The following is a 16,333-nucleotide window of genomic DNA, read 5'->3' on the forward strand; positions in this document are numbered from 1 at the left end:
GGCGGGTGGTGGTGCGCGCCCGGTGGGCGGTGCTGGCTGCCGCCGCGGCGCTGGTGGTGGTCGGTTCCACCTGGGGTGTCGGGGTGTTCGGGACGTTGAGTGGGGGCGGCTTCGACGACCCGGCCAGCGAGTCCAGCCGGACCGCGCAGCGGGTGACCGCCGAACTCGGCCGGCAGGGCGCCGACGTGATCGTGCTCTGGTCCAGCGACACCGCGACCGTCGAGCAGCCGGCCTTCCGTGATCCGGTCACCGGCACCGTGGCGGCGCTGCGCCAGCGTCCCGAGGTCGCCGCCGTGACCACCTGGTACGACGCGCCCGCCCCGGCCCTGGTGGCCGCCGACCGCCGGGCCACGTACGCGGTGGTGCAGCTCACCGGGGCCGACGAGGACGCCCGTTCCGCGCAGTTCACCTCGCTGCGCCCCGCGCTGGACGCGCCCGGCCTGCGGACCGAGGTGGGTGGTCTGGTCGCGTTCCAGGAGGCGGCGACGGTCCAGAGCACCGAGGACGTCACCCGCGCCGAGCTGTTCTCCATGCCGGTGCTGCTGGTGCTGCTCGTGCTGATCTTCGGCGGGCTGGTCGCCGCCGGCACCCCGCTGCTCGTCGGCGGGCTGGCCATCCTCGGCGCCTTCGTCGCGGTCCGCCTGGTCAACCTCTTCACCGACGTGTCGATCTTCGCGATCAACGTGATCACCCTGATCGGCCTCGGCATGGCCGTGGACTACGCCCTCTTCGTGGTGAGCCGGTTCCGGGAGGAGATGTCCGCCGGACACGCCCCGGCCGAGGCGATCCGGCGCACCATGCTCACCGCCGGCCGGACGGTCCTGGTCTCCGGGCTCACCGTCGCGCTCGCCATGGCCAGCCTGCTGATCTTCCCGCAGCCGTTCCTGCGGTCCATGGGCCTCGGTGGGATGGCCGCCGTCCTGGTCGCCATGCTGGCGGCGCTGACCGTGCTGCCGGCCCTGCTGGCGGTGCTCGGCCCGCGGATCGACGCGGTGCGCGTACCGCTACCGTGGCGGCGGCGGACGAGGGCCGGTGGGTCGGCGGAGGCCGCCGACGGCGGAGCCTGGGCCCGGATCGCGCACAGCGTGATGCGCCGCCCGGCGCGCTACCTGATCGGGGTCGCGGTGCTGCTGGCGGTCCTGGCCACGCCGTTCCTGCGGATCTCCTTCGGCGGCGTCGACGAGCGGGTGCTGCCGGCCGACGCCGAGCCCCGGGTGGTCGCCGAGCGGATCGCCGACGACTTCCCGGGCGGCACCGTCGCCCCGATCGACGTGCTGGTCTCCGGCCTGTCCGCCGAGGCGGTGCGGCCGTTCGCCGACCGGGTCGCGGCGGTGCCCGGGGTGACCGGGGTGCAGGTCGTGGCGAGCACGGGGCACTCGACGCTGCTCGCGGTCAACTACCGGGGCGAGCCGACCGGCACCGAGGCCCGGGACGTGGTACGCGAACTGCGTGACCTGCCCGCCCCGGCCGGGGCGCAGGTGCTCGTCGGTGGGCGGCCCGCCGCCGACGTTGACCTGCTGGCGACCCTGGGCGAGCGGCTGCCGTGGATGGCGCTGTTGATGGCCGGGGCGATCCTGCTGCTGCTCTTCCTCGCCTTCGGTTCGCTGGTGCTGCCGGTCAAGGCGGTGCTGATGAATCTCCTGTCGATCGGCGCGTCGTTCGGGGTGGTGGTCTGGATCTTCCAGGACGGTCACCTCGCCGACCTGCTCGGCTTCACCCCCACCGGCTTCGTCGAACCGAGCAACCTGATCCTGATGCTCGCCGTGCTCTTCGGGCTGGCCACCGACTACGAGGTGTTCCTGCTCTCCCGGGTCCGCGAGGAGTGGGACCGCACCGGCGACAACACCGCGTCGGTGGCCGTCGGGCTGCAACGCACCGGCCGGATCATCACCGCCGCCGCGCTGTTGCTGATCATCGTGGTGGCCGGCTTCACCACCGGTGGGATGCTCAATGTCAAGCTGATCGGTGTCGGCATGATCGTGGCGATCGTGGTCGACGCGACCCTGGTCCGGGCCCTGCTGGTGCCGGCCGCCATGCGTCTGCTCGGGCGCTGGAACTGGTGGGCGCCCGCCCCGCTGGCCCGCTTCTACGCCCGCTACGGGCTGCGCGAGTCCGACGAACCGACGCCGACCGCGCCGGAGAGTCCCCATCCCCTCCGGTAGCGACTATTGTCGATGCCCTGTCGGTCCTGTGCCGGCGGGGCATCGATCGTCTCCGGGAGGTTCCGATGGATCGTCGTACCGTCCTGCGCGCCACCGTCGCCGGTGGCGCCGCCTTCTGCGGCAGCCTCTGGGCGGACGCCGCGCTCGCCGCCCCCGCCCAGCCCGGTCCCGGCCCGTACGGGGAACTGCTGCCCGCCGACACCAACGGCCTCCAGTTGCCCGCCGGGTTCACCAGCCGGGTGATCGCCCGCTCCGGACAGCTCGTCCCCGGCACCTCCTACCTGTGGCACTGGGCGCCCGACGGTGGCGCCTGCTACCCGGCCGGCACCGGCTGGATCTACGTGTCGAACTCGGAGATCCCGCTCGCCGGCGGGGCGTCGGCGGTGCGCTTCCGCGCCGACGGCTCGATCGCGGCGGCGTACCGGATCCTCGGCGGGACCACCATGAACTGCGCGGGCGGCGCGACCCCGTGGGGCACCTGGCTCTCCTGTGAGGAGACCCCGCTCGGGCAGGTCTTCGAGACCTGGCCGGACGGCAGCCGCAGCGCCGAGGCGCGCAGCCGGATGGGTCGGTTCACGCACGAGGCCGCCGCCTGCGACCCGGACCGCCAGGTGGTCTACCTGACCGAGGACGAGAAGGACGGCTGCTTCTACCGCTTCGTCCCGGACACCTGGGCAGACCTGCGTACCGGCCGCCTACAGGTGCTCTGCGCCCCCGCCGAGCCGGTGACCGGCCCGGTGACCTGGCGTGACGTCCCCGACCGGGACGGCTTCCCGGTCGCCACCCGGCACCAGCTCGGCGCGGCCCGGCACTTCGACGGCGGGGAGGGCTGCTGGTACGACCGGGGCACCTGCTGGTTCACCACCAAGGGCGACAACCGGGTGTGGGCGTACGACGCCGTCCATCAGCGCCTCGACCTGGCGTACGACGACTCGCTGGTTCCGGCCGGGGCCGCCCCACTGGTCGGAGTCGACAACATCACCGGCACCGCCGGTGGTGACCTCTACGTGGCGGAGGACGGCGACAACATGGAGATCAACATGATCACGCCGGCCGGTGTGGTCACCCCGTTCCTGCGTCTGCTCGGTCACCCGTCGTCGGAGATCACCGGGCCGGCATTCTCGCCCGACGGCACCCGCCTGTACTTCTCCTCCCAACGCGGCACCAGCGGCAGCGCCGCCGGCAGCGGCGGCGTCACCTACGAGGTGACCGGCCCGTTCCGCCGCTGATCGCGCCGGGGGTTCGGCACCGCCTGCCTTCAGCACGTAAGTACGGATCCGGCTCGGGCACCGACGGACCGTTCGGTGCCCGGCCGGGTCAGCGGAAAGAGGCGGACGAGTCTTCTGTCCTGCTCGACGACGACCTTCACCGGCGGTCCAGATTGCGTAGAGCGGTGGCCCAGTTGGCGAGCATGTCCTGGCAGAAGGCGAGGTGATCGGGGCCGTAGCCGCGTGGTCCGCATTCGGTGACCAGGATCAGGCCGAGGTACAGGCGGTACAGCGCGAGCCGGCGGGTCAGTGACCCGCCGGAGTCGAGCCGGCCGCCCGCCTCGCGGTATCCGGCGATGAGTTCGCTGTGGGCGTCGATCGGGCCGCAGAACTCCAGGGATACGAGTTCCGCTGCCGCGTCTCCCCAGAACGCGCGCTCGTGATCGATCAGCCCGGTGATACGAGGCTCACTGCCGCCGGTGACAAAGATGTTGCCGGGCCAGAGATCAAAGTGGACCAGTGTGGGCCTGTCCACGTCGTCGAGCGCATCAGCGTGCGCGTCAACCAGCGCCAGCACCTCGCGTGCGGTGACGCCGAGCGGAGAGCGCCAGTGCTGCGCGTCGTCGAGAACGGCGTTCACCATCGCGGTGAACGCTTCGCGCCACGTGCTCCCGGTGAGCGCGGACTCGGGCGCCGGGTACCCGAATTGTTCGTCCGGGGAGACCGCGGTGTGGAGGCGAGCGGTGATACGGCCGAGCTCGCGCAGCAACACCGCCGTGGCCTCGACCGGCAGGTGGTCGCGTGCCTTGTCCCACGGCGCGCCGCTGAGCGCCGACAGCACGAGGAATTCCTCATCGGCATGGAGTAGCTCAGGCAGTGGGATGCCGGGAACCGCGGACGCCAGCCGATACACGAGCGCCTCGGTGGCCAGGATTCCCCGTTCGTACCGCAGCACCGGCGCCTGCCGGGGTGGGGCGAGCTTGACGACGGCCTCGCGACCGTCGTCGAGGCGAATCCGGTACGCGGTGTTGAACCACCCGTCACACAGTTCGGCCTCGACGCGGCATCCTACGCGCATCGCTGCGCGCAACATCGTGTCGAGCGTATCGGGACTCAGCTGGCGCTTGGTCATACTCTGCACCAGGCGCAGCGTAGCGGGCCGATCCTCGGCATGGACCCTCCGATGAGGCCGGTACTCCTGGCCCCCGGCCGATGCGGAGAGCCCTGCTCCGGTGCACCCCTGACCGGGTCGCTACGACGAGCAGGATGGTGGACCGTCAGCTCGGCGACGACGCGAAGAGCTGCCGCAATCCGCTGTTCGCTCTTGTGATCCACTGTGTTCATGATGCTTAGTCAAGGTCGGCAGCCATGACCTCTGCGCACACATCTCTCGACCGGCGCGGCTTCCTGCGCCGCTCGGTCGGGACCTCGGCGGCCCTGGCCGTCCTTCCCGTCGCCGGCGAGTGGCTGGCCCCCACCCCGGCGAGCGCCGCCCCGACGAACGATCCGGCCACGGCAGCGACCGCCAAGGCCGGGCAGGTACCACCGCCGCCCCAGTACCCGGGCCGGCCCTTCGTGGACGACTACGCCACGAACATCAACGCCAACCTGACCCCGCAGACCAACGCGGCGGTGCGGATCCTCGCCGGCTTCGAGCAGCTCTGGAGCACCGGCTCAACCTGGGACAACGGGGTGCCCCGCAGCCCGGAGGTGCTGCGCGCCAACATCCGCTACGTGGTGAAGCGGACGAGTGAGCGTACCGAGGCCGAGGCGAAGCAGGCGTTCATCTACGACCGGCAGCACCAGAGCTACAGCGCGATCCGGGGTCTCGGGCCGCTGGCCGAGCCGTACCTGGCCGGCTCCCTGGCCGTCACCGGGATCACCTCCGCGCCGGACGGCGTCCCGGCGGCCCGGATCAACGACGCCGTGCCCCCGGACGCCCCGGCCGGGTCGGCCCTCGGCGCCGGCTCCACCGCCTCGGCGCTCGGCGCGGTCGTCACGCTGGTCAACACGGTCCGAGGCAACTTCACCTCCAGCAACCCGAGCAAGGCCGCCTACCGGTACCCGCGTCCGTGGCGGCTCAGCGACGACAACCGGGTGGTCCCGACCGGCGGTATCCCGGTGCTCGGTGTGCCGGTCTACGACGCCGACACCGTCGTCGTTCCGCAGCTGCTCCGGCAGCGCTCCGAGACCCCGGCCGACGACGGCGGCTTCCCCAGCGGCCACGCCAACGCCGCCTGGCTGGCCGCGTTCGCCTACGCCTACGCGATTCCGGAGCGGTTCCAGGAACTGCTGGCCCGCGCCAGCGACGTCTCGGACAGCCGGATCAGCGCCGGCATGCACTCCCCGGTCGACGTGATCGGCGGACGGATCCTGGCCACCGCGCTGGCCGCCGCCGTGCTCGGCAACCCCGCCAACGCCGAGCTGAAGGCGGCCGCCCGCCGCCAGGCAGCGGAATACCTCCAGGCCCGCACCAACGCCGCCGACCTCTTCGCGTACGCCCACTCGGCGGGCCCCGACACCGACCCGTACGCGGACCGGGCGGCGAACCTGGCGCGTATCACGCCCCGGTGGACGTACATTCTTCCGCAGGCCGGCCCGGACACCCCGCTGGTCGTGCCGAAGGGCGCCGAGGTGCTGTTGGAGACCCGGCTGCCCTACCTGGACGCCGAGCAGCGCCGCGCGGTGCTGGCGAGCACCGCGCTGCCCGGCGGCTACCCGCTGCTGGACGGGCCGGAGCAGTGGGGCCGGCTGAACCTGTTCGCCGCCGCCGACGGGTACGGCTCGCTGCCAGACACGGTGACGGTCACGATGGACGCCGCCGCCGGTGGTTTCCACGCCGCCGACACCTGGCGCAACGACATCGACGGTGCTGGCGCGCTGGTCAAGAACGGCACCGGCACGCTGACCCTGACCGGCCGGAACAGCTTCACCGGCGGCACCCGCCTGCTGGCCGGCACCCTGGTGGCCGCTTCGGCCACGGCGCTCGGCCACGGCCCGGTCGAGGTACGCGGCGGCACGCTGCGTCTGGACCGGGCCGCCGGCCCGGTGCGGGTCGACGGCGACTACCGCCAGGCGGACGGGGCCGTACTGGCGGTGAACCTGCGCGACGACGGTCGGCCGGCATTGACGGTGACCCGGCCGGTGACCATCGGTGCCCGCGCCGAACTGGTGCTCGCCCTCGACCCGGAGCGCCCGCCGGCACCGGGCGCGGTGGTGCCGGTGCTGCGGGCCCGGCAGGTCAACGGGCGGTTCGGCACGGTCACCCTCACCGGCGTCGAGGGCTACCGGGCCGAGCTGATCCAGGTCAAGACCGCGGTCTCGGTCCGCCTCCGCAAGATGTGACCCGCGGGGCCCTGGCCCGGGCGTTGTCCGGGCCAGGGCCCTACCGATTCGCAGCTGCCGGGCCGAGTGCGCGCAGGGCGTACGCGACAAGCGACTTCAGTTCCCGGGCGTCCGGCATGCCGAGGTGGAAGACGAGTCGGTGATAAAGCGGCCCGTACACCAGGTCCACGGCGAGGTCCAGGTCCGCGTCGGCGGCCACCTGCCCGCTGAGCTGGGCTTGGCGCATACGTTCTTTGAACTGCGCGATGCGCGGCCGGATGAGCCGTTCCCGCAGATCCTGTGCCAGATGCGCATCGTGCAGGGATTCGGCGATCAGCCCGACGACGGGCGATCGGTCCGGTGGGGTGAGCAGATCGATGACCGCAGCCAACTGGTTGTGTAGGTCGGCCGCGATGTCGCCGGTGTCCGGGTACTCGGCCACCGTGGTGGCCACGTCGTCGACGGCCTCCAGGATGACGCTGCCCTTGGACGGCCACCAGCGGTAGATCGTCTTCTTGCTCACCCCGGCACGAGCGGCGATGGCCTCGACGGTGAGCCGTCCGTAGCCGACCTCGGCGCACAGCCGTAGCGCCGCGTCCAGGATGGCCCGGCGGCTGGATTCATTTCGGCGCAGCGGGTTGGGCGATGCGGGCATGGCATGCACTCTAGCGGGAAACGGTACGTGTCGTGTTGACAGCGCCAGAGCCGACACGTAGCGTGTCGCCAGCCAGGGCTACACGACACGTAGCGTGTAGTGATTACATGGATAAGGAAGCACCATGGCAGAACGCAAGATGGTGGCCGGGCTGTTCATCTCTGCCGACGGTGTGGCCGGCGCCCCCGAGCAGTGGACGTTCGAGCACATGACGGCCGAGGCCGGCGCGGTGATCGAGAAGATGATCACCGATGCGGACACGATGGTGTTGGGCCGCAAGACCTACCACGAGTTCGCCGGTTACTGGGCCACCCAGACCGGCGCGATGGCCGACGCTTTGAACGGCATGCGCAAGCTCGTGGCGTCCCGCACCCTCGCCGCCGCCGACTGGAACAACAGCGAGGTGCTCGACGGCGACCTGGTGGAGCGCCTGGCCGCGCTGAAGAGCACCCCGGGCCGCAATATCAACATCTCCGGCAGCATCTCGATCGTGCGGGCGATGCTGGCCGCCGGGCTGCTGGACGACCTGCACCTGATGGTGTTCCCCGTGGTCCTCGGTGGTGGTACCCGACTGTTCCCCGAGGAGGGAAAGCGCATTCAGATGTCCCTGATCGATTCCCAGCGGTTCGACTCCGGGGTCGTCCACCTGCACTACCGGATCGGCGGTGCCCGATGAGCAAGGTTGTCGCGGCAATGTCGATCTCGGTCGACGGTTACGTCGGCGCAAGCGATTCCGAACAGTGGTTCCCGGTACACAACCGGCTGCACAACTGGGTGTTCGACCTGGCCGCCTGGCGCGAACGACAGGGCATGGCCGGCGGCCACCACACGGTCTCCTCGGACCTGGTCGCCGAGGAGTTCACCAGCACCGGCGCCTATGTGATGGGCCGCACCATGTTCGACTTCGGCGAAGAACCCTGGGGCGAGGAGCCACCGTTTCGCCCCGGTGTTCGTGGTCACCCACCGCGAACGCGAGCCGCTGCACCGCACCGGCACCACCTTCACGTTCGTCACCGACGGGCTGGAAGCCGCGATCAAGCAGGCCATCGAGGCGGCCGAGGGTCGCGACGTGTTCCTGTCGGGTGGTGCCAGCATCGTCCAGCAGGCCATCGCCGCCGGGCTGCTCGACGAACTGCACCTGCACCAGGCTCCGGTGCTCCTGGGCGCCGGAGTCCGGCTGTGGGACCACATCGGCGCCGGCTGGAAGGAACTCGACCCCATCCGGGTCACCCCCGGCGACGGTGTGACCCACCTGTACTACCGATGCATCCGGTAGTGCGGCAGTTCCGGGCAGGCCCGACGGCGGGTCGCACCGCGAGCAGGAGACCCGGCCCGGATGGACCCGAGCGGAGGCGCGGACCACCGTCGTGAACAGGTTCGCGGCGTCTGTGGCTGACACCCCGGGTCCGCCTCGCCAGGAGTCTGACTTACCTACCGAGTTCCTTGCCCGGGCGTTGTCCGAGCCAGGGCCGCTCTGGCCACGATGGTGCCCGTTCAACGGTGATCGATGGCAGTGGGGCAACGTGACACGCCGGTGCTGCGACCGCTGAGCCGCCAACGGTCATGGGTGCTGGGAGTCGGTCAGGCGGGTCCAGCCGATGAACCGGGCGAAGTAGGCCGCCGGGTCGACGCGACCGGGGCGCAGCCGCAGGTCGTCGCCGATCGCCTCGTGCATCAGCACGCAGAGGTAGGTAGCCAGGCCGGCCCGGTCGTGGGCGTACTCCCGGCGCAGGTGCAGCTTCGCGGGCTGGCAGGGCCACGACGCGCCGCACGCCCGGCACCGCCAGGCGGGGCGGGCCGCGACGTGCCGGCCGGGGCCGGCGGCGGCCGGTGCGTCGCCGGTCACCGCCGGCCGCCGGACGACCGGGCGCGCAGCGCGGCGACCCGGACCAGCGCGGTACGGGGTACGCCGCCGCGCGCCTCGCGTCCGTCCGGCCACAGTTCCACCCCGGTCAACTCCACCCACTCCAGGCTGGGGCGGTCGAGCCCGGCGGGGCGTTCGGTGACCCGCAGCCGCAACGTTCCGGTGCCGTAGCAGTAGTCCGCCTCCCCGATCTCGACCAGATCGCCGACCTTGACCAGCGGCGCGGGTTCCCGCCGGGTCACCGCCGGCCCTCGTTCCCCCGGTACGCCTGGCTCCGCGCGTTCCGGTCCGCCGCGCCACGGTTCCACCGCTGGTTGCGCGGCGCGGGCAGCGGCGGGAGCGCCGGAGGTTGCTGACCCACCGGTACGACAGCGTGCCGGTCCGGGCACGGCCAACGCAATCCGCAGATGCAGTACCGGCCCCACCGCGACCAGTTCCGTCGGTGCCGCGGTGCCATTGGTACCGGGTCAATGGGATAACGCATTTTGACAATTCCCATGCGCGCCTCCGTGGATGTTGGGCTCATTGTGGTACGGGCGGGAGCGGGGATGAGGTTGGAGAAACGACTCCCGCCCGAAGGGTCGCCGTGACTGGTCGACGGCCCTTTCCGATGGTCGGTTCAGGTATTGCGACGCGGCAATCTTTTGCAGAAGAATGCGGACCAAGGGATGAGGTGCCTTACGCGACAACAGAGAGGGCGATGACGTGGACGACTCGGGAAGCACCGTCCCGCGTAGGCAACTCGGCAGGTATTTGAGAGAGCTTCGCGAAAACGCGTACGTCACCGTCACGGCGGCGGCCAAGGAACTGGAATGGTCGGCACCCCGGATCTGGCGGTACGAGACCGGCCAGGTATCCATGCACCCGAACGACGTGGAGGCCATGTGCCGGGTCTACGGCGCGTCGCGGGAGACCATCGAGACCATGCGTGCGCTGGCCCGGGAGACCAAGGCGCACGGCTGGTGGCACAGCTACGGGGAGGCGATCAAGGACTGGTTCAAGCTGTACGTCGGCCTGGAGGCCGCCGCGTCCAGAATCCGCAAGTACGAAGCCGACTTGGTGCCAGGGTTATTGCAGACGGTGGAGTACATGACCGAGGTCATCGCCACCGACTGCCCCGACCTCAGCGAGGCGGAGCGCAAGGCGAAGGTGGACGTCCGGCTGCGCCGGCAACGGCTGCTGGCGCGGGCCGTGCCACGTGCTCCGCAGCTCGACGTGGTTCTCAGCGAGGCGGTGCTGCGCCGCCCGCTGCGGGACCGGGCGGCGATGGCCCGGCAGCTCGACTCCCTCGTCACGGCGAGCCGGCAGCACAACGTCCGCGTCAAGGTGTTGCCGCTGGACGCGGGCTTGTTCCGGTGCGCCCAGGCGGGCACCTTCACCATGCTCGACTTCCCCACCGACGTGCGGGAGCCGGAGCCGACCACCGTCTACATGGACGGTCCCTGTGGCGCGGTCTACCTTGACAAGCCACACGAGATCCAGGTCTATGAAGACGCCTGGCGATCCCTCGGTGAGCGGGTGCTGGACGAAGACGAGAGCCGCGCCCTGATGGCGGCGATAGCGAAGGAGATGAACCATGAAACGTGACGGGGTGTGGCGTACGTCGTCGCGGTCCGGCGGCGAGGGGGACTGCGTCGAGGTGGCGGGCTTTCCCGACTCGGTCGGCGTGCGGGACAGCAAGGACCGGCAGGGGCCGGCCCTGACCTTCGCCCCGAACGCCTGGACCGGCTTCGTCCGGGCCACCTGCTCGGGAGCCCTCACCCGCCGCCCGTGACGCCCCCGTGATCCGGGTGCCCTGACTACCGGGGCACCCGGATCAACCCGGCCCACAGCCGGTGCGACGAGCGCCGTCCACGACGCACAGACCGTGCGACGGGTGCAGCCGACCGAACCGTCGTTCGACGTGCTGCGCTGGCACGACGAGCCGTAAACCGCCCAGCTCGCCCTCGACCTGTTGCCGGAGACCAACGGTCCCAAGGTCGAGGTCCTGAGCGGAAGCGTGATCGTGACACCACATGCCGGGAATCGACCACCAGTCGGTCGAACGTGAACTGCCGTATCTCCTGCACCGTGCGGCGCGCCGAGCCGGCCACTGGGTGTATCCGGAGATCAGCCTGATTTCCGGCAAGGATCTCTTCATCCCGGACATCGCCGTCCTTCGCGTTTCCGGCGGTGGGCGGGCGGCGATCGACATCCGGCAGGCGGTGCTGCTGGGCGAGATCGTCTCCCCCGGTAACCGGCGCGAGGACGTCATCGATCGGCCCCGCGAGTACGCGGCGGCCGAGGTGCCTTTCTTCCTCCGCGTCGATCTGCGTAACCGGGTACCCGCCATGGCCCTCTACGAGCTGGCCGATGGTGAGTACCGACCGGTGTCGGCGGCTGCCGCCGGTACGACCTTCGTCATGAAGCAGCCGTTCGCCTTCTCGGTCGACCCGGCCGACCTGCTCGACGAAGAGGCGCCGCCGGACGATCCGGGCGCTGAGGCTTCAGCGGGGGTCGAGCGCCGCTCTGATCTGGCTGAGCCCCTCAATGCCCAGCCGGCGCCCGTCGGGGAACTGGTCGCCTCGGTCCCAGCGCCACGCGGTGATCATCGCCAGCACGAGGACCCGGCAGTCGCGTAACAGGTCCTGATCGACATCCGGATAGTGCTCGCCGACTTCGTCGGGCGCATGGGCGAGGTCGAACTCGACCGGCCCACGGCAGCACGTCTCGAAATCTATGAACAGCAGCCCATTCTTCGTGGTGAGCACGTTGCCGGGATGCGGCTCGCCGTGCAGTAGCTGCTCTGTTCTGCCGCGCCGGCCGATCACTCGCCGCAGGCTTCGTAACGTGTTGCCGAGGAGTTCCCGGTCCACGTCGGCGAGGGCCGGGGTGTGGTCGCGGCTTGCCACGAGTTGCTGGGCCTGCTCGACGCGATCCGTGAAGTGCGGGGTGGCGACATCGAGCGTGCGCATGCCGGCATGCAGCCGCCGGAGTGCATCGGCGTAGTCGGCTGGTGAGACCTGTCGAGGCGGCGCGGATTCGTAGTAGGTCCACAGCGTGACCACGAACCCGTCACGCTCGTGGACCCGTGGCTCCACTCGGGGCTCAACAGCGGCTACCGGGCTCCCGCACTCGGCGAGCCGTCGAGCAAGCTCGATCTCGGTCTGGGCGACCTGATCCGCCGCAGGTGCCACCCGGGCCAGCACGTCGCACGGCAGCAGACGCAGAGTGAGCTTGTTCGAGTCCTGAAGAACGACAGCGTCGTCGGCCGTCAGACCAACCGATGCTGCGATCGACCTGGCCGCAGCCACCGCACGCTGGAACTCCGACGCCTGCATCGTCGCCGGCCCTCTCCCTTGCGCGTTGCCTGCCGTACATTCCCGCCGCACTGTCGCAGTGGGAACCTACCCGAGTAGTCGGTCAGAGAGCCACGACGGCTGAGGCTCCCAGCGGGCGTACAGCGGGCGCGGGGCAGAATGACCCGGTGACCACTCCCCGAGACCTCGTCCTGCTCGGTTCCACCGGTTCGATCGGCACCCAGGCCATCGACCTCGTGCAGCGCAACCCGGACCGGTTCCGGGTGGTGGCGCTCGGCGCCGGAGGCGGCAACGTGGCGCTGCTCGCCGCGCAGGCCCTGGAACTGGGCGTGGAGGCGGTCGCGGTGGCGAAGTCCACCGCCGCGCAGGACCTGCAACTCGCCTTCTACGCCGAGGCCAGCCGGCGGGGCTGGGCCACCGGCGACTTCAAGCTGCCGAAGATCGTCGCCGGCCCGGACGCCATGACCGAACTGGCGCAGTGGCCCTGCGACATCGTGCTCAACGGGGTGGTGGGGTCGCTCGGGCTCGCGCCGACCCTCGCGGCGCTGCGCGCCGGGCGTACCCTCGCCCTGGCCAACAAGGAGTCGCTGGTGGCCGGCGGCCACCTGGTGAAGGCCGCGGTGACGCGGCCGGGGCAGATCGTGCCGGTCGACTCCGAGCACTCGGCCCTCGCGCAGTGCCTGCGCTCCGGCACCCGGGGCGAGGTACGCCGGCTGATCGTCACCGCCAGCGGCGGGCCGTTCCGGGGCCGACGCCGCGACGAGCTGACCGACGTCACCCCCGAACAGGCGCTGGCGCATCCCACCTGGAACATGGGCCCGGTCGTCACGATCAACTCCGCCACGATGGTCAACAAGGCGCTGGAGGTGATCGAGGCGCACGAGCTGTACGACGTGCCGTACGCCGACATCACCGTCATGATCCACCCGACTTCGGTGATCCACTCGATGGTCGAGTTCGCCGACGGGTCCACCATCGCCCAGGCCAGCCCGCCGGACATGCGGCTGCCGATCGCGCTCGCGCTCGGCTGGCCCGACCGGGTGCCCGACGCCGCCCCCGCCGTCGACTGGACCAAGGCACACACCTGGGAGTTCGCCCCGCTCGACGACGAGGCGTTCCCGGCGGTCGCCCTGGCCAAGGCGGCCGGCGAGGCCGGGCGCTGCCGCCCGGCGGTCTACAACGCGGCGAACGAGGAGTGCGTCGCGGCGTTCGTCGCCGGCCGGCTGCCGTTCCTCGGCATCGTCGACACCCTCGAACGGGTGCTGGACGAGGCTCCCGATTTCGGCGAACCGGGTACCGTCGAGGACGTGCTCGCGGCGGAGTCGTGGGCGCGTTCGCACGCCCAGGAGATCATCTCGGGGTCGGGGAAGGGAGCCTGATGCTGTACCTGCTCGGGGTGGTGGTGATCGCCCTGGCGATTCTCATCTCGGTGAGCCTGCACGAGGCCGGTCACATGCTGACCGCCAAGGCGTTCGGGATGAAGGTCACCCGCTACTTCGTCGGCTTCGGCCCGACCATCTTCTCCTTCCGCCGGGGCGAGACGGAGTACGGCCTCAAGGCCATCCCGCTCGGCGGTTTTTGCAAGATCGTCGGCATGACGCCGCAGGACGACGACGTCGAACCGGCCGACGAGCACCGGGCGATGTGGCGCTACCCGGTGTGGAAGCGGACGATCGTGATGTCCGCCGGCTCGATCACCCACTTCGCGCTCGCCGCGATCGCGATCTGGCTCGCCGCGATGTTCATGGGCATGCCGAACAAGGCCGTGCCCAACCCGCTGCCGGCGTACGTCAAGGTCGTCGACTGCGTCATCCCCACCACCGTGGCCCGCGAGTGTGCCCCCGGCGATCCGGTCAGCCCTGCCAAGCAGGCCGGCCTGCGCGACGACGACAAGATCGTCGCAGTGAACGGGGTGGCCGTCGCCGACTACACCGCCCTGGTCAAGACCGTCCGCGAGCTGCCCCCGGGCCAGCCGGCGACGATCCGCTACGAACGCGACGGCGTGCCCGCCGAGGTCCGGACCACCCTGACCGCCGTGCAACGCGCGCCGCTGGACGACCCGAAGGGCGCCCCGGTCACCGTCTCCGCCCTCGGCGTGGCCGGCCCGTCGCTGCCACCGGGTGTCCCGGCCACCGTCACCTACGGCCCGATCGAGGCGATCCCGGCCACCGGCGGCTACATCAAGGACCTCGCCGTCGGCACGTTCGAGGCGATGAAGCGGATCCCGGAGAAGATCCCCGCCCTCTGGGAGGCCGTCACCGGCGGCGAGCGGGACAAGGACACCCCGATCAGCGTCGTCGGTGCCAGCCGGATCGGCGGCGAGGCGCTGGAGAACGGCGTCTGGCAGATGCTCGTCCTGCTCTTCATCAGCTTGAACTTCTTCGTCGGCGTGTTCAACCTGCTGCCGCTGCTGCCCCTGGACGGCGGCCACATCGCCATCGCCTGGTTCGAACGCGCCCGGTCCTGGCTGTACCGCCTGATCGGCCGCGCCGACCCCGGCCGGGTCGACTACCTCAAGCTCATGCCGCTCACGTACGCGGTGATCCTGGTCGGTGGGGCGTTCACGCTGCTCACCGCCACCGCGGACATCATCAACCCGATCACGTTCTTCTCAAGGTGAGTGCCTGAAGTGACCGCTGTCAGTCTCGGTATGCCCGCCGTACCGCCCCCGCCGCTCGCGCCGCGCCGGGCCAGCCGCCAGATCATGGTCGGCTCGGTGCCGGTCGGCGGCGGCGCCCCGGTGTCGGTGCAGTCGATGACCACCACCCTCACCTCCGACGTCAACGCGACCCTCCAGCAGATCGCCGAGCTCACCGCGTCCGGGTGCCAGATCGTCCGGGTGGCCGTGCCGAGCCAGGACGACGTGGAGGCGCTGCCCGCGATTGCGCGCAAGTCGCAGATCCCGGTGATCGCCGACATCCACTTCCAACCGAAGTACGTCTTCGCCGCGATCGACGCCGGCTGCGCGGCCGTCCGGGTGAACCCCGGCAACATCCGCCAGTTCGACGACAAGGTCGCCGAGATCGCGAAGGCGGCCGGCGACGCGGGCGTGCCGATCCGGATCGGGGTCAACGCCGGCTCGCTGGACAAGCGACTGCTGGCCAAGTACGGCAAGGCCACCGCCGAGGCGCTGGTCGAGTCGGCGCTGTGGGAGTGCTCGCTGTTCGAGGAGCACGGCTTCCGGGACATCAAGATCTCGGTCAAGCACAACGACCCGGTGGTGATGATCCGGGCGTACCGGCAACTCGCCGAGCAGTGCGACTACCCGCTGCACCTGGGCGTGACCGAGGCCGGCCCGGCGTTCCAGGGCACCATCAAGTCGGCGGTGGCCTTCGGCGCGCTGCTGGCCGAGGGGATCGGCGACACCATCCGGGTCTCGCTGTCCGCCCCGCCGGTGGAGGAGATCAAGGTCGGCACCCAGATCCTGGAGTCGCTGGGCCTGCGCGAGCGCGGCCTGGAGATCGTCTCCTGCCCGTCCTGCGGCCGGGCCCAGGTGGACGTCTACAAGCTCGCCGAGGAGGTCACCGCCGGCCTGGAGGGGCTGCCGGTGCCGCTGCGGGTGGCCGTGATGGGCTGCGTGGTGAACGGTCCCGGCGAGGCCCGGGAAGCCGACCTCGGCGTCGCCTCCGGCAACGGCAAGGGGCAGATCTTCGTCAGGGGTCAGGTCATCAAGACCGTCCCCGAGGGGCAGATCGTGGAGACGCTGATCGAGGAGGCGCTGCGGCTCGCCGACGAGATGGGCGCGGAACTGCCCGAGGAACTGCGTGGCCTGATCCCGGGGGCCACCGTCACCGTCCACTGACCCCCTGACCCCCTGACCC

General features: G+C 70.9%; 15 protein-coding genes and 1 pseudogene. 11 read left to right on the forward strand and 5 right to left on the reverse strand.

Translation table 11 applies throughout. From position 1 onward, the window contains the following. Positions 1–2,162: efflux RND transporter permease subunit (locus tag E1182_RS21405; protein WP_371687587.1), on the forward strand; the 2,162-nt coding region annotated here is incomplete at its 5' end. Positions 2,163–2,227: 65 nt separating this feature from the next. After that, a complete protein-coding gene (locus E1182_RS21410; protein WP_132268157.1) occupies positions 2,228–3,391 on the forward strand; it encodes an alkaline phosphatase PhoX in 1,164 nt (387 codons plus the stop codon). Between the two features lie 136 nt (positions 3,392–3,527). On the opposite strand, the gene E1182_RS21415 is transcribed toward E1182_RS21410, so the two are convergent. Continuing rightward, positions 3,528–4,502: a phosphotransferase family protein gene (locus E1182_RS21415; RefSeq protein WP_243706353.1), complete on the reverse strand. Its 975-nt coding sequence runs from the start codon at positions 4,500–4,502 to the stop codon at positions 3,528–3,530. A 236-nt stretch (positions 4,503–4,738) separates the two neighbouring features. On the opposite strand from E1182_RS21415, the gene E1182_RS32840 reads away from it, so the two are divergent. Further along, positions 4,739–6,715 (forward strand): phosphatase PAP2 family protein, encoded by a 1,977-nt coding sequence (locus E1182_RS32840; protein ID WP_132268161.1) that lies wholly within the window; start codon positions 4,739–4,741, stop codon positions 6,713–6,715. 40 nt (positions 6,716–6,755) lie between these two features. Here E1182_RS32840 and E1182_RS21425 read toward each other — a convergent pair whose 3' ends face one another. Further along, entirely contained in the window at positions 6,756–7,349 is a 594-nt protein-coding gene (locus tag E1182_RS21425) for a TetR/AcrR family transcriptional regulator (RefSeq protein ID WP_132268163.1), read from the reverse strand. Between the two features lie 124 nt (positions 7,350–7,473). Between E1182_RS21425 and E1182_RS21430 the strand changes: the two genes are divergently transcribed. Together E1182_RS21430 and E1182_RS32395 are read left to right on the forward strand one after the other, a co-directional pair. Beyond that, positions 7,474–8,025, forward strand: coding sequence for a dihydrofolate reductase family protein (locus E1182_RS21430; RefSeq protein WP_132268165.1), 552 nt, complete (start codon positions 7,474–7,476; stop codon positions 8,023–8,025). A 270-nt stretch (positions 8,026–8,295) separates the two neighbouring features. Then, positions 8,296–8,625 carry a dihydrofolate reductase family protein gene (locus E1182_RS32395; protein ID WP_243706354.1) on the forward strand — a complete coding sequence of 110 codons (330 nt, stop codon included), beginning with the start codon at positions 8,296–8,298 and terminating at the stop codon, positions 8,623–8,625. A 285-nt stretch (positions 8,626–8,910) separates the two neighbouring features. On the opposite strand, the gene E1182_RS21440 is transcribed toward E1182_RS32395, so the two are convergent. Both E1182_RS21440 and E1182_RS21445 read right to left on the reverse strand, forming a co-directional pair. Next, on the reverse strand, positions 8,911–9,195 hold the full coding sequence (locus E1182_RS21440; protein WP_132268167.1) for a hypothetical protein: 285 nt from the start codon (positions 9,193–9,195) through the stop codon (positions 8,911–8,913). Further along, entirely contained in the window at positions 9,192–9,455 is a 264-nt protein-coding gene (locus E1182_RS21445) for a hypothetical protein (RefSeq protein WP_132268169.1), read from the reverse strand. Before E1182_RS21445 ends, E1182_RS21440 begins: the two co-directional genes overlap by 4 nt. A gap of 463 nt (positions 9,456–9,918) precedes the next feature. Between E1182_RS21445 and E1182_RS21450 the strand changes: the two genes are divergently transcribed. The 3 genes and pseudogenes from E1182_RS21450 to E1182_RS32400 all read left to right on the forward strand — a co-directional run. Next, complete coding sequence (locus tag E1182_RS21450) at positions 9,919–10,800, forward strand: helix-turn-helix transcriptional regulator (protein ID WP_132268172.1); 882 nt, start codon at positions 9,919–9,921, stop codon at positions 10,798–10,800. Further along, positions 10,790–10,987: a DUF397 domain-containing protein gene (locus E1182_RS21455; RefSeq protein ID WP_243706355.1), complete on the forward strand. Its 198-nt coding sequence runs from the start codon at positions 10,790–10,792 to the stop codon at positions 10,985–10,987. Before E1182_RS21450 ends, E1182_RS21455 begins: the two co-directional genes overlap by 11 nt. A gap of 241 nt (positions 10,988–11,228) precedes the next feature. Then, positions 11,229–11,618: pseudogene (locus tag E1182_RS32400) on the forward strand (Uma2 family endonuclease); the annotation flags it as partial. Between the two features lie 81 nt (positions 11,619–11,699). Here E1182_RS32400 and E1182_RS21465 read toward each other — a convergent pair. Next, the gene (locus E1182_RS21465) at positions 11,700–12,533 is read right to left on the reverse strand and encodes a phosphotransferase enzyme family protein (RefSeq protein ID WP_132268176.1); all 834 of its coding nucleotides are present in this window, start codon (positions 12,531–12,533) and stop codon (positions 11,700–11,702) included. Positions 12,534–12,679: 146 nt separating this feature from the next. Between E1182_RS21465 and dxr the strand changes: the two genes are divergently transcribed. The 3 genes from dxr to ispG are packed head-to-tail and all read left to right on the forward strand — an operon-like array spanning position 12,680 to position 16,314. Next, positions 12,680–13,891 (forward strand): 1-deoxy-D-xylulose-5-phosphate reductoisomerase, encoded by a 1,212-nt coding sequence (gene dxr / locus E1182_RS21470; protein ID WP_132268178.1) that lies wholly within the window; start codon positions 12,680–12,682, stop codon positions 13,889–13,891. Further along, positions 13,891–15,132, forward strand: coding sequence for an RIP metalloprotease (locus E1182_RS21475; RefSeq protein WP_132268180.1), 1,242 nt, complete (start codon positions 13,891–13,893; stop codon positions 15,130–15,132). The genes dxr and E1182_RS21475 overlap by 1 nt, the downstream gene beginning before the upstream one ends. Before the next feature lie 9 nt (positions 15,133–15,141). Next, a complete protein-coding gene (gene ispG / locus E1182_RS21480) occupies positions 15,142–16,314 on the forward strand; it encodes a flavodoxin-dependent (E)-4-hydroxy-3-methylbut-2-enyl-diphosphate synthase (protein WP_132268183.1) in 1,173 nt (390 codons plus the stop codon). Positions 16,315–16,333: the final 19 nt, after the last annotated feature.

The organism is Micromonospora sp. KC721 (genome assembly GCF_004348355.1).
Classification (GTDB): Bacteria; Actinomycetota; Actinomycetes; order Mycobacteriales; family Micromonosporaceae; genus Micromonospora.